This is a genomic window from Flectobacillus sp. (assembly GCF_049240685.1).
Classification (GTDB): Bacteria; Bacteroidota; Bacteroidia; order Cytophagales; family Spirosomataceae; genus Flectobacillus.
Map to the genome: position 1 here is coordinate 5,484 of NZ_JBMLSD010000358.1, position 14,171 is coordinate 19,654.

The window sequence follows — 14,171 nt, forward strand, 5'->3', positions numbered from 1 at the left end:
CCTTGTATTGTCCATCAATCAGGTTAGATTATCAAAAACAACATAAAACTCTTTGGCTAGAGCCTGTTGCCTAATAAAAACAACTTAAATCTAATGTTGTACCATTGCTTTATTAAGCTAATTTCAATTGTCAACCTTATATCTTGCTAAATTGAAGTGTATAGGTAAATTACATTTTGAGACTATTCTTCACATCCTTCAATATCTCTAATTGTTCCTCCTCTTTGAGCTGATCCCATGCCTCTACTTTAATAATTTTTGTGAGTTCTTTTCCTTTTGAAACTGCTAATAATGAAAACGTTAGTTCATCCTTTTTGCCCCAGATATATCGGCAAATGACTATGCTTTCTTCTGAGCTATAGGTCTCGTCGATTATTTTCAGGTTTTTATATAATCCACTATCTGACTTCATGGATTGAATAAGTTCTTCCATGAGCTTTTTGCTAGTAACAGATTCATCGTTTGAGGTAGGGGTAACATATTGATTTAACTTGGTTTCAATATCGATAAAACCACCTTGGTCTTTTCGTTTAAACTGCCCATGATACTTGGTATTACTATATGCTGAACCCTTGATAGATTCGAAATGCCAATCAGTAGGGATATTCATTTGAATTTTGGCGTCCTCAATTTCAAATTTTTTGGTATTTAATCTCGCTCGTTCTTTGCAAGCAAAGAGTGAAATAAAGACTGCCAAAAACAATGTAAAATAGGATATTGAGCCTTGCGATGTTTTCATAAGTAAAAGGTTGTTTGAAGGAGGAGGTAAAGATATTCTTTTTCAGTCAAAATGGTAAGTTTTAATTGAAAACTAATAGCATGAGAATTTGTAGCTTGGGAATGGTTATTCATGAGCTTATTGTAGTTGGATAAACTTTGAATAAGACTGCTCTACAAGTAGTCGTTTGGGCAAATTCGGCTTTAGTCCATAGGCAAAGGGTTTTAATATTTTCATAAAAAATCCTTTTTCTCTAAAATTACGGCTTAACGCCTACAGACTATTGCTTAAAATCTTACATCTTATTTTGCTCGTTTACAGAAATTGCTCCAAAATATAATTGAATTACGACAGGATAATAAAGAAATTATGCTTGGTTTTTAGGGTAAATCAGGGAAAGCCTTTCGTAAAAAGCTGGTATATTTGACAATATGGCAAAGTCTTCCCAAAACCTTAAATCAGTATTTTATGAAAATCCCAAAACGATTAATTCTAGCTTTTCTTTTTTTTATTGGCTTCCAAAGCTTGGCACAAAAACAAGAAACATTGACTTATTTCAAAAACGATACACTTCGCTTGGACTTAGATTTATTTCTTCCTGAAACCAATTCTTCTTCTCCAAAAATACCTCTGGTAATCTTTGTTCATGGAGGAGGCTTTTCGGGCGGTACACGCGAAGGTGGACATGCTTTTTGCAAATTTATGGCTCAAAATGGTTATGCGGCAGCAACTATCAGCTATACCTTATACATGAAAAACAAAAAGTTTAGTTGTGATGGAGTTTTACCCGAGAAAATAAAAGCGTTTAATTTTGGGGTGAATGACTTATGGCTTTCGACACTGTTTTTTATTGAAAAGGCTGATTCGTATCATATCGACCCAGCTAAAATCTTTATTGCGGGCTCAAGTGCTGGGGCTGAAACTATTTTACATGCCGCATTTTGGAATCAGAATTTAATGAAGATGTACGGAAAAACACTTCCTGAAGGATTCAAATATGCTGGATTAATCTCTGGTGCTGGAGCTATCATGGATTTGAATTTAATCACCAAGGAAAATAAACTGCCGACGTTGTTCTTTCATGGCAACGGAGATGTAACTGTGCCCTACGGAACTGCTGCTCATCATTATTGCCCAGTAAATTCATCAGGATGGCTGATGTTGTTTGGGTCTTATTCTATCTATAATTATTTGAAAAGCATGAAGGGAATGACGCATTTATATACATATTGCGGAGGAGGTCACGAATACAGTGCTGAGCTATTCAATAAAAATCAAGCATATATTTTAAACTTTATGAATGATGTTTTAAAAGGAAAGGTTTACCAAAAACATACAATTTTTGAAACTGGTAAAAAGAATCATTTGTCGGCAGCGTATAGCTTTTGCAAGTAGAAGTATAATTCTACCTAAATTCGAAGGTTTGAAAATTGGGAAAAACCATGAGTCATTCCAAATTCAGAATTTTAATATTGTGGCGAATGAGTAATGATTTTTTTAGAAAAATTATAAAAATCGCTCATTCGCCAAACCGACAATCAGTCAAAAATTAATAATTCTTTGCAGGCTTTGCTTGGGGCTTCAATACATACCTAAAAGCTTTTCCTGTTAGGATATACCCAGAAGTTGTAGCAGTTGAAAATACCTTATAGTTTACATTCATCAAACCACTTGCCCCCAAATCTTGCGCTTTTTCAACCATCTGTTTGAGTAGGTCTCGTTTTTGCTGTTCATCGTTTCCTCTTTTCAGCATACGCCCCTTGTACTCTTGGTCTTGTGTGAGTGGATATTCTCCTTCAATTTTCAAGGTTTCGATTTCTTCAAAAGCATTGGCAGGTTTGTCTGTACCTTGTAAGATTTCTATAGGGTATTTTTCATCTATCCCAAAATTCAAGCCTACACCCGAATCGTAGCCTCCTCTTTCATAGTTTGGACGGTAATACGAGCTCGTAGAAGGTGGCTTATTACAAGACAAAACTAGACCCAACAAGAGCAATGCGGCTAGTCCTTTTCCTAATTTGATATTAAATACTTTCTGCATCATAAATTAGCACTCTATCCCAGAGATGTTTACATTCTTCCACAAATTTAAGGTGGATTGGGTCTACTTGGTATTTATCGTGTCCTTCAATGTTGTTAAAAACTGTTAAAAGATTAAAATCGTAGCTTCTATCAATAACAGGGCGATCTGTTGATGCAGGCGTTCCCACATGAAAAGTCACCAAACCATCGATTGTACCTAGAGAACTTACTCCTTCAATAAATTGCTGACGGTCTTCTGCCGACAGGTCTGGCTTTAGCCAGAAGTTTACGATATGAACGAACATAATTAATTTTTATTGATTTTTTCAGAAAAGGATGCGTTATTTCAAAATCCTTTTATTTTTTACCAAATAATCAAAAATAAGAATCGCCTCAAGCTTACTTGAGGCGACATGGTATCTTATAAATTATCTTTTGCCATTACCACCTTCATTCTTTCTCCAAGCTCTTCAGAAGCTTTTACAAGTGGCAAACGTACATGAGATTCAGCAAGACCTTTGATTTCAAGAATTTTTTTCACTCCTACAGGATTTCCCTCTTCATACAATAAGGGGTCAATAGCCAAGAAATCACCCAATACATCACGAGCACCCTTGAAATCACCATCCAATGCTGCATGAATCATCTTGGTAAATTTGGTAGGAACGGCATTTGCAATTACCGACATTACACCAACGCCACCACAGGCAATAATTGGCACAGCCTGAACATCATCTCCAGAAATCAATAAAAAATCCTCTGGTTTGTCCTTATATATCTCCATACATTGCTCGATGATGCACGAAGCCTCTTTGATACCGATAATGTTTGGGTGTTGTGCTAAAGTCAAAGTAGTAGACGCAGACATATTTATTCCTGTACGACCCGGAATGTTATACATAATTACAGGCACAGGCGAGGCATCAGCGATAGCAGTATAATGAGCAATTACACCGCGTGCGCCAGGTTTGTTGTAATATGGACAAACAGACAAGATTGCATCTACACCTGTCAAATCTACTTCGTTCAAATATTTGACCACTTCAGGTGTGTTATTTCCACCTACACCGTATACGATTGGAAGGTTCTTGTAGTTGTTTTCCTTGACAAATTCTAGAATACGTTTCTTTTCGTCCTTTGAAGTTGTTGCTGATTCACCAGTTGTTCCTTGAACAACCAAATAGTCTACCCCTCCGTCGCTTACGTGTTGGATTAAAGATTTTAACCCATCGTAGTTAATACTCCCATCCTCATGCATTGGCGTTACTAATGCGGGAGCTACACCATGAAATTTTGGTCTCATTATAATTGATTTGAGTTTGGTAGAGTATTGTTTTCAATACCCCAGAAATAATAATAAAATTCTCGTTTATCTAAGCTTCAAGCATAGCCAAAAAATCCTCTTCGGATATAATTGCTACGCCTAATTTTTGTGCTTTATCGATTTTGGAAGGGCCAGCCTCTGCACCAGCCAACAAGAAATCTAGTTTTTTTGATACCCCACTGAGGACTTTTCCTCCGTTTGCTTCAATTTTCACTTTGAGTTCATCTCTTCCAAAATTTTGAAAAACACCCGAAATTACAAAAGATTTTCCTTCCAATGCATTACCTTCTACAACAATTTCAGCAGGAATATGCTCAAACTGTAATCCTGCTTGCTGTAATCGTTCAATAAACTTGCTATTGTCAGCATCATCAAAGTAAGCAATAATACTTTGGGCAATCCGATCGCCAATCTCAGGAACCTCGATTAATTGCTCGTAGCTGGCCTTTGATAAGGCCTCTATGGTAAGAAAATGTGCTGTTAGTTTCTCGGCTACTGTTGCCCCAACGAATCGAATCCCAATGGCAAACAAAACTTGTTTAAAAGGAATTTCTTTAGATTTCTCTACTCCTGAAAGAATATTTTTTATCGATTTATCCTTGAAACCTTCTATACCTTGAATATCCTCGTATTTCAAATCATACAAATCGGCTGGACTGCTCAACAAACCTTTGGTATAAAAGGTCTCAATCGTTTCTGAGCCAATATTTTCGATATTCATCGCTTTACGTTGAATAAAATGCTCGATTTTCCCTTTAATTTGAGGTGGACACCCCTTTTCGTTCGGGCAATAATGATTAGCCTCTCCATCTTTTCGTATCAAGGCAGTTCCGCATTCTGGACAAAGGTCTGGAAACAGCACTGCCTCCATGTCAGCAGTTCGTTTAGAGGTATCTACGCCTGTAATTTTAGGAATAATTTCTCCTCCCTTTTCAACAAAAACAGTATCGCCAATATGCAAATCCAAACGTTCTATTTCATTGGCATTGTGAACACTAGCACGTTTGACGACAGTTCCTGCCAACAAAACAGGTTTTAGGTTTGCAACGGGTGTAATATTCCCAGTACGACCTACTTGATAACTCACTGATTCCAAGGTAGTAGCGGCTGACTCCGCTTTATATTTGTAGGCAATCGCCCATCTAGGAGATTTTGCTGTAAAACCAAGTTCCTCACGTTGAGCAAATGAATTTATTTTGATTACGATGCCATCGGTATTTAAAGGTAATTCATGGCGTTTTTCTTCCCACTTTTCTATAAATCCTAAAACTCCTTGTATACTATCATGTTTTTCCCAAGTATCCGAAACATTAAAACCTACCGACTTTAACCAGTGGAGACTTTCTTCATGTGTGTCGAAAACTGCCTCTTCGGATAAAAACTGATATACATAAAAATCAAGTTTTCGCTTGGCAACCACCGATGAATCCTGCATTTTGAAGGTACCAGAAGCGGCATTTCTTGGATTTGCTAATAAGGCTTCGCCAATATCTTCTCTTTCTTTATTGATTGCCTCAAAAGATGCCAAAGGCAAAAAGCCCTCGCCGCGCACCTCAAACTGCGTGGGTAATCCATCAGCCATTACCTTTAGGGGTAATGTACGGATAGTTTTTACATTGGCGGTGATATCGTCGCCACGAACGCCATCCCCGCGTGTTACCCCACGCGTAATTACACCGTTTTCGTACCAAACTGATAAAGCCACTCCATCAAACTTCAATTCACAGATATACTCATAAGTTTGCCCATCCAATCCTTTTTGTACCCTCTCATCAAAATCCATTAATTCTTGTTCATTATAGGTATTTCCTAATGAAAGCATAGGGAATCGATGAGTTACCGATTCAAATTCCTTCGAAATCGTCCCTCCTACTCTGTGCGTGGGCGAATCCTCACGAACGAATTCGGGATATTGCGATTCTAACGCTTTGAGCTGTACTAGTAACTGGTCAAACTCAAAGTCTGAAATTTCGGTTTCAGACTTCATGTAATACAAATGATTGTGATAATTAATCTTATCTGTAAGGAAATTAATCTGTTCTTGAGGAGTCATTTTAGTATATTTCTAGTAAAATCTAGTTTTTGAGAAAGTAATGACAATTTCGGTCTAATTTTTGACCAAGATAATTCAAAAATCAGATTTTTACGTCAATTTATTTAAGCTACTCTAAGGGTATTTTAATGAAGTGCTGATTTAAAGACGATTGATTATCGAAAAAGTTCTATCCATTTAACACTAAAGCCAAGTAGGAATATCACATCTTTATGAAAAAGCTTTTGCTCATTTTCTGTTTACTCGAACTTTGCGGTGTTGTTTATGCACAAGACAACCCCAATTGGGGAATTAAGGCAGGCCCAAACGCCACTTCTCATGCAGGTAGCGGTTTGATCAACGACCCCAACAACAATCTTTACACATTTCATGCTGGAATTTTTGGACAATTACCCATAAATACCGACATACTACTATGTCCTGAAATCATCTATACCAATAAAGGTTTTAAAAGAAGAGGCATCACCTTTCAGGCACCTTATTTAGACTTTTCTTTTTTGGTAAAAATCAATTTGGGAGATTCAAAAGCTTATTGTGTAGTAGGACCTTACACGAGTTACCAATTAGAAAAAGAATTCGATTACATTACTTCACAAAAAACTTATGATTTTGGTGGTAATCTTGGCATCGGGCTCAAGTTACAAAAACATTTTAAGTTAGAGGCTATCTATCAAACTTCGGCGAATGTTTGGACTGCACCACGCCCCATGGGTGAAGGTTATCGTCTAACACAAATAACCCTTTCGGCCTTGTATCTCATCCGATAATACCTCTTTTTTCTTTTTTCCTGCCTAAGATTCCTTTAATTTTGCGGCATGAAAAATATCATTATTGCTCCGTCAGTTTTAGCGGCGGATTTTGCGAATCTTCAGCGAGATGTAGAAATGGTAAACAACTCGCAAGCAGACTGGTTTCATATTGATGTTATGGATGGAGCCTTCGTACCAAATATTTCATTTGGGATGCCTGTAATCGAAGCAATTAATCGTCATGCCAAAAAACCACTCGATGTGCATTTGATGATTGAAAAACCTGACAGATATTTGGAGGAATTTAAAAGAATTGGAGCAACCAACATTACTGTTCATTATGAAGCCTGTACGCACATCCATCGTACTTTGCAACAAATCAAAGCTTTAGGCTGTGTGGCTGGAGTTGTATTGAATCCTGGTACTTCACTATCAGTACTTGACGAAATCCTGCCAGATTGTGATATGGTATTGTTGATGTCTGTGAACCCCGGCTTTGGTGGTCAAAAATTTATAGAATCCACCTACGACAAAGTTCGTCGCTTGCGCCAAATGATTGATTCGAGAGGTCTCAATACAATTATCGAAATTGATGGTGGCGTAAATCAGGAAACGGGCACTAAACTCATAGAGGCAGGCGCAGACGCACTTGTGGCTGGAAGTTTTGTATTTAATGCTCCCAACCCACAAGAAACTATCGCTAATTTGAAGAACATTCAGATATAAATCTAATCCTAGGCAGTCTTAACGCATAAGACTGCCTTTTTTAGTAAGCTGATAATTAGCTATTTGCGTTAGATTTACGCAAATAGTCTGACTTTTAGACTAAACAAGAAAGTCTGATTCAGGTTTATTGGTCTTTTCTCTGATTTTTTAAAATCTGTTCTAAAGTGTGCAAAAAATGAGTCCATGACTAAGGCTTGGACTAGGAAATTCAATTTTGTCCTGTACTCAAGTACTAAGTTTTAAAAGGCTTGTTTACAAGTAAACATAAACTTTTGAGCCCATGCCTATAAGCCGAATACGGATAATTAAAGTGTTTTAAAAAAAATACTAAGACCTATTACTTTTTGCCCAATAAAAAGAACTTTATTTTTAAAAATTACACCTTCCTTCCCTTCTTCGATAAAGTGTATTATTCCTTCCTTGTGAGGTCTATTCATAAAAAATCTTAAATCCTGTTGAGAAAAATAGCATTTTAGCATATAAAATATTTTTTTACGTTAACTTTACTTTTGAGATATACAACATTGGCACAGTTTTTAAGGACACGCCAAAACTAAAAATATAGAAGCCTCTGGTCTTCATGTTTATCTATGAATAGAGTCTGTTTGCTAATACTATTTGCATTTATAAATCTTCCTCTTTTTGCACAAAAAACATTTTGGGCTAGCAAAGTTGTGGCTTTTTCGAGTGAATATTCTGATTCAAAAACAACAAAAGAAAACCGCGCCATTCAAGCTTTAGGTAAACCCAACAAACTTCCGCAGGTGGGATATTCGGTTTGTGCTTGGCAGCCTATGACCCAAAACAATACCATCAACGAAGAGTTTATCATCGTAAGTTTTGATACCATCATGCCCATCCGACAGATTGCCGTTGCCGAAAACTTTGGGCAAGGCGCTATATCTCACATCGATGTGTTTGACGAAAACAATAACCTCCATCCTATTTGGGTCAACAAAAATCCTCCTACAAACGAATTAGGAAAGATGTTGAATCTCATTCTTAATCAGCTAACTACCTTCAAAGTAAGGTCAGTGCGGGTAAGCCTCAACACTTCAAAGGTCAAAGGTTGGAATCAGATTGACGCAATTGGTATTTCTCAATCAGACCAAGCCATCACGGCGTCAATCAATTTGGCAGACAACATGCCGAGCCAAATTGTCAAAGAAAATTTAGGAAAAAACGTCAATTCCGAATATCGTGAGCTCGCTCCTGTGATTGCACCAGATGGTAAAACACTCTATTATACACGATGGAGGCATCCTGCCAACGTTGGTTTTAGCAAAAAACAAGACATTTGGTATTCAGAATTGCAAGCTGATAAAACTTGGGGGCCTGCCAAGCCTTTTCCTGAACCAATCAACAATGATGAACATAATGCCATTTGTGCCATTTATCCAGATGGTAAAACCTTGCTCTTGAACAATGTTTATCTACCCTCTGGTGAGATGAGCAAGGGAATTTCGATTTCTCAAAAAACAGCGAATGGATGGGGTTTCCCTAAGCCAGTGGCAGTAGAGGGCTTTAAAAATAAATCAGAATATGCAGAATATTCCATCGCCCCAAACGGTCGAATTCTACTCATTTCTGCACAATTGGATGATACTGAAGGCGGTAAAGACCTTTATGTGAGTTTTTTGAAAGAAGATAATACTTGGTCTCAGCCAGTCAATTTGGGAGTACGCGTCAACACGGCAGAGGACGAAGGGATGCCATTTATTGCCGCAGATTCAAAAACGCTGTACTTTTCAACAAAAGGATTCCCTGGTTATGGAAACAATGATTTATTTGTAACAAAACGACTGGATGATTCTTGGTTGAAATGGTCTGAACCCAAAAACCTTGGGCCAATGATTAATACACCCGAGTGGGACGGCTACTTCACAATTTCGGCGGTGGGAGACTATGGTTATTTTTCTTCTCAGGAAAAATCCTTCGGAGAAGAAGACATTTTTAAGTTGAAAATTCCTGAGGCTATCAAACCTGAAGTTGTCGTACAAGTATCTGGAGGTGTATATAACTCTTCGGATAAAAAACCTGTAGGAGCCAAAGTAAAAGTACAATCCATGATGGATGGTGACACGGTGTGCGTTACATTCGACCCAACTACGGGCGACTACAAGTTTATGTTACCTTCAAAAAAGAAATATACTATATCTGCCTCTCAGAAGGGATATCTTTCTTCATCAGAGGTGCTAGACTTTGAAAATGACAAGGACTTTCATGAGGTCAAGAAAAATTTATTTTTATACCCAATTGCCGCTGGTCAGAAAATCACACTCAATAGCGTATTTTTTGAACAAAGTAAATACGAATTGTTACCAGCCTCCTTTCAAGAGCTAAATCATATTGTGGCAACTATGCGAGAAAACCCCAAAATGGAAATTATGCTAGAAGGACACACTGATAACCAAGGAGATTGGAATGAAAACCTCAAACTTTCTAAACAAAGAGTGGCAGAAGTAAAAAACTATTTAATTAAAAATGGTATTGAAGAGAAAAGAGTTCAGGTTCAAGGATATGGCTCAACCAGACCTGTAGCCAGTAATAACTCCGAAGAAAAACGAAAACTCAATCGGCGCGTTGAAGTCATAATCGTAAAAATCTAAATCTTGTTCTGGTATTATTTTTGTAAAAGAGAGGTTAACTAAATAATAGATATGGTTAATACTCTCTTTTTTCGTTTCGCTTTTGTAGTTACACTTTCATTATTCTTTCAAAAAGCATTCACACAAACTGTAAAATGGGCAAATACCGCAATCGAGTATTCGTCTGAATATGTTTTACCACTAAGAGTAAAAACAGCAAATACCTCCATCAAACTTAACCCTATCGCCTCAGGTTACGAGTCAATTACTGTAAAATTTGATACTGCGATGAGTATCAAACAAGTAATGGTTTCAGAACTGATGCCGCAAGGCTCAATTGCGCAGGTTTGGGCCATTGACCTACAGCCTAAAGAACGTCTGTTGTTTGAGATATCAGAAGATGCAGCACTTTCGCCCGGAAAAGGCAAGCTTTTCAATTTGATTTTACCCAAAATGACAGACTACAAAGTGCAGGCCATCCGCTTGATTTTAAGAAAATCTGCCCTAAAAACTCCCAAACAAATCGAGGCTGTTGGCATCTCAAATAATGCCCAAATTGTGACCAATTATATAAAAGTTGCCTCCGATGCCCCTCAAAAAGTGATTCGAGAGAACTTAGGAAAAACTATTAATTCGAGAAACCCTGAATTTGCCCCCGTGATATCGAGCGATGGGAAAACCTTGTATTATACCCGAAACTATGTTAATTTTTTTGGAAAAGAAAAAGATCAAGATATTTGGTACAGCACCAAAAATGAAGATGGAACATGGTCAAAAGCTCAAAATTTAGGAATACCTCTCAATACAGAGCAAGATAACGCTGTATTTGCCGTAGCTTCAGATGGAAGAGAGGTATTACTGATGAATAAATACTTGAAAGATGGCAAACTAGCCCCAGGTATCTCACGCTCCAAACGAACCCCAAATGGATGGTCTTTCCCCGAAGATGTCAAAATTGAAAATTATTATAACAAAAGTAGCAATGCAGAGTTTGCCCTATCGGCAGATGGAAAAGTCATGGTAATGTCTATCGAAAGACTTACAACGAGAGGAAATAGAGACTTATATGTATCCTTCAAAAAACCCAATGAGGAGTGGACCGAACCACGCAACATGGGGAATGTAATCAATACGTCTGCCCACGATGTGACTCCATTTATTGCTGCAGATGGTAAAACTCTCTATTTTTCAACGAGTGGGTTTTCGGGATTTGGGAATAATGATATTTTCAAATCTACTCGCTTGGACGAAACTTGGCTTAATTGGTCTGAACCACAAAATTTAGGTGAAGGCATTAATACTCCGAATTGGGATGGTTTTTTCACAATTCCCGCCTCGGGTGAGTATGCCTACATGTGTACCTACGAAAATGCTTCTCAAAAAGAGGATATTTTCAGATTGTTACTGCCTCAAGATAAACAGCCCGAACCAGTGTGGGTATTAATGGGCGAAATACTGTCTACCACCGACCAAAAGGCCATTGAATGTGATATAGAGTGGTATATAAACAAAAACTATCGCAAAAAGAATGTTACTCATTTTAACCCAGCCTTAGGTCTATTCAAAATTATTTTGCCACTTCGACAAGAGTATGAAATTGTTCCAGTAAAAAAAGGATATCTGACCATCACCGATTATGTGGATTTGACAAATGAAAATTCTTATAGAGAAATTAAACGGAATTTTTACCTGCTTCCACTCGAAGTCGGGAATAAGGGCGTATTGAATAGTTTTACTTTTTTACAAGGAAAGGCGGATTTACCAGAATCTGCCCTCAAGGATTTGGATCGAATCGCACAAGCAATGAGAGATATTCCTACTTTAGAAATACTCTTTGAGGGTCATACAGATAACCAAGGTGATTTTCAACTCAATCTCCAACTTTCGGAAGAGCGTGTCAAAAACGCCAAAAAATATCTAATTTCTCAAGGAATTCAAGCAGAGAGAATACAGATAAAAGGTTGGGGACAAACAAGACCGATAGCCAACAATGCAACGGAAGAAAGGCGCAAACTTAATAGACGAGTAGAATTTACGATTATTAAAAAGTAAAAACGGCTTCGGTGGTGGGGCAAACCATTGCTCTTAGCCAATATAATATTTTGGACTTTTACTTAAAAAATATACAAAAATCCTTGAATTTAGTGAACGGTCGTTGGAGCTACACCTCATAGATTCCATTTATCTTTCTCCTTTTCAAGCAATTAGCTGGCTTTGGTCCTGTAAAGAATAAGAGTGGAAAGGTAGTTTTGGACTTAGAAGATTTGTCAGGGGACAAAAAAGAACCTATTTTTGTCTATTCAATACCTGTGTGAGGCTCGCCTAGCGTGAGTTAACTTCAATTTTCTTGTAAGAATGACGCAATCAAAAAATCAACACGACTATTTTGGACAATTAGATGGAATAAGAGCCATTGCGGTAGGATTGGTACTAATTGACCATTGGTTGGCCGAAAGAAATACCTTACCATTGGGGTCATTAGGCGTAGCGATGTTTTTTGTACTGAGCGGTTTTTTGATTATCCGTATTTTGATTCTTGGAAAAGAAAAAGATGACCAAATCGGAAGAAGTCATTGGTTTACTATCAAGCAATTTATTGTAAGAAGAACCATTAGGATTTTCCCGATTTATTATCTTGCCCTCCTCCTTCTGTTTGTTTTTGATGTACCCAATATTCGTGCTACTATTGGATGGTCGTTATTATATTCAACAAACTTTTATATTGCCATTTATCAAAAGTGGATTGGTGTTATCGACCACTTATGGTCTTTGGCCGTTGAAGAACAATTTTATTTATTTTTTCCTTACCTCATCTTGTTTCTTCCCAAAAAGTACTTTCCGAAGCTATTTGTTGCAATGATTGGGCTTTCTTTGGGCTTAAGACTACTATTATTTTTGTTAAAAGCAGACTGGACTATTCAATATGTTTTAATGCCAACCTGCTTAGACTCATTTGGTTTGGGGGGCGTTTTGGCATATCTATACACATTCAAACGCGAAACTTTGTTTAGTAAACTTAACAAAAACCGTTACTTATTGGCAAGTTTAGCGTTATATATAGGCTATGTGATTGTGCTAAAAATTGATGTGCATCACGGGTTCACGTATGTAGTATTAGATCGGTTGTTTGGGTCAATCTTCAGTTTCTTTCTGATATTAAGAGCGGTTTCTGGATTTGGAGGAGTCATGCAATTCTTTTTAGAAAATCCATTAACCGTCTACATTGGTCGTATTAGCTATGGTTTGTATTTGTATCACAACTTTGTATATAACTTTTACCATACCAATTACCCAACACATCCAACGGTAAGAATTATCCATAAACTTCAGCAGTTTGTACCAAGTATTACACACCGATTTGCGTTTGAGCTCTTGGTTTATGCCACACTCACCCTTTTGGTAGCTAGCTTGTCATGGTTTTTGGTTGAAAAACCCATAAACGGACTGAAGAAATACTTTAATTACTAGACCATCAGTAAGTAAGTAGGAAAACGTTATTAGTTAACAGTATATAGGTTATTTGAAGATATTCATAATCAAAAGATTATAGTCAGATTTTGCCTCAGATATACTATTAATTTAATCTTTCCTTTTAGGTAATTGTACAAAATTAATTTAAGCGCTCAGCTTTAAGCTGTAAGTAATAGGCATTAGAGAAAAGGTCTTTAATATATCATCTTTAGATTAGGGCTTGATGTCAACAGCCTGAAAACTTAAATTTTTGAGCTTTCCACCTTGGGCATTTGGCAAAAATATTTCTATCGATATCAAACGACATTTTAATACTCTTTGCCTTGTGCCTAAAACAAAAAAATTAAGTTAGTATGCAAAATAAAGTTTAAGATTGTGCTTTCAGGTATCGGCTTTCGGCGGTGGGCTTTGGGAAAAATGCATGTCCGTGGTCGTTAAAAACATTTTAACACGCTTTGCCTTGTGCCTAAAACACAAAACTTAAATATAATTCAGCACGATTACTTACTTAAAGCCATTT

11 protein-coding genes are annotated in these 14,171 nt (G+C 37.2%); 6 read left to right on the top strand and 5 right to left on the bottom strand.

What is annotated here, in order from left to right; genetic code table 11:
• Nucleotides 1-169: 169 nt before the first annotated feature.
• On the bottom strand, nt 170-739 hold the full coding sequence (locus ACOVQ4_RS16455) for a hypothetical protein (RefSeq protein WP_421821713.1): 570 nt from the start codon (nt 737-739) through the stop codon (nt 170-172).
• Nucleotides 740-1,186: 447 nt separating this feature from the next.
• Between ACOVQ4_RS16455 and ACOVQ4_RS16460 the strand changes: the two genes are divergently transcribed.
• Nucleotides 1,187-2,113 carry an alpha/beta hydrolase gene (locus ACOVQ4_RS16460; RefSeq protein WP_421821714.1) on the top strand — a complete coding sequence of 309 codons (927 nt, stop codon included), beginning with the start codon at nt 1,187-1,189 and terminating at the stop codon, nt 2,111-2,113.
• 154 nt (nt 2,114-2,267) lie between these two features.
• Here ACOVQ4_RS16460 and ACOVQ4_RS16465 read toward each other — a convergent pair whose 3' ends face one another.
• The 4 genes from ACOVQ4_RS16465 to ligA form a co-directional block, all read right to left on the bottom strand.
• Nucleotides 2,268-2,762: a hypothetical protein gene (locus tag ACOVQ4_RS16465; RefSeq protein ID WP_421821715.1), complete on the bottom strand. Its 495-nt coding sequence runs from the start codon at nt 2,760-2,762 to the stop codon at nt 2,268-2,270.
• Entirely contained in the window at nt 2,743-3,045 is a 303-nt protein-coding gene (locus tag ACOVQ4_RS16470) for a Dabb family protein (RefSeq protein WP_421821716.1), read from the bottom strand. Before ACOVQ4_RS16470 ends, ACOVQ4_RS16465 begins: the two co-directional genes overlap by 20 nt.
• Nucleotides 3,046-3,161: 116 nt before the next feature.
• Nucleotides 3,162-4,043, bottom strand: a complete 882-nt coding sequence (gene dapA, locus ACOVQ4_RS16475; protein WP_421821717.1) for a 4-hydroxy-tetrahydrodipicolinate synthase — start codon at nt 4,041-4,043, stop codon at nt 3,162-3,164.
• Between the two features lie 70 nt (nt 4,044-4,113).
• A complete protein-coding gene (ligA, locus tag ACOVQ4_RS16480) occupies nt 4,114-6,117 on the bottom strand; it encodes an NAD-dependent DNA ligase LigA (protein ID WP_421821718.1) in 2,004 nt (667 codons plus the stop codon).
• A 212-nt stretch (nt 6,118-6,329) separates the two neighbouring features.
• Here ligA and ACOVQ4_RS16485 point away from each other — a divergent pair, with 212 nt between their 5' ends.
• The 5 genes from ACOVQ4_RS16485 (at nt 6,330) to ACOVQ4_RS16505 (ending at nt 13,648) form a co-directional block, all read left to right on the top strand.
• On the top strand, nt 6,330-6,884 hold the full coding sequence (locus tag ACOVQ4_RS16485; RefSeq protein ID WP_421821719.1) for an outer membrane beta-barrel protein: 555 nt from the start codon (nt 6,330-6,332) through the stop codon (nt 6,882-6,884).
• A gap of 48 nt (nt 6,885-6,932) precedes the next feature.
• The gene (rpe, locus tag ACOVQ4_RS16490) at nt 6,933-7,592 is read left to right on the top strand and encodes a ribulose-phosphate 3-epimerase (RefSeq protein WP_421821720.1); all 660 of its coding nucleotides are present in this window, start codon (nt 6,933-6,935) and stop codon (nt 7,590-7,592) included.
• A 590-nt stretch (nt 7,593-8,182) separates the two neighbouring features.
• Entirely contained in the window at nt 8,183-10,201 is a 2,019-nt protein-coding gene (locus tag ACOVQ4_RS16495) for an OmpA family protein (RefSeq protein WP_421821721.1), read from the top strand.
• A 51-nt stretch (nt 10,202-10,252) separates the two neighbouring features.
• Nucleotides 10,253-12,232 (top strand): OmpA family protein, encoded by a 1,980-nt coding sequence (locus tag ACOVQ4_RS16500; RefSeq protein WP_421821722.1) that lies wholly within the window; start codon nt 10,253-10,255, stop codon nt 12,230-12,232.
• A 303-nt stretch (nt 12,233-12,535) separates the two neighbouring features.
• Nucleotides 12,536-13,648 (top strand): acyltransferase family protein, encoded by a 1,113-nt coding sequence (locus ACOVQ4_RS16505; protein WP_421821723.1) that lies wholly within the window; start codon nt 12,536-12,538, stop codon nt 13,646-13,648.
• The last annotated feature ends 523 nt before the right edge of the window (nt 13,649-14,171 follow it).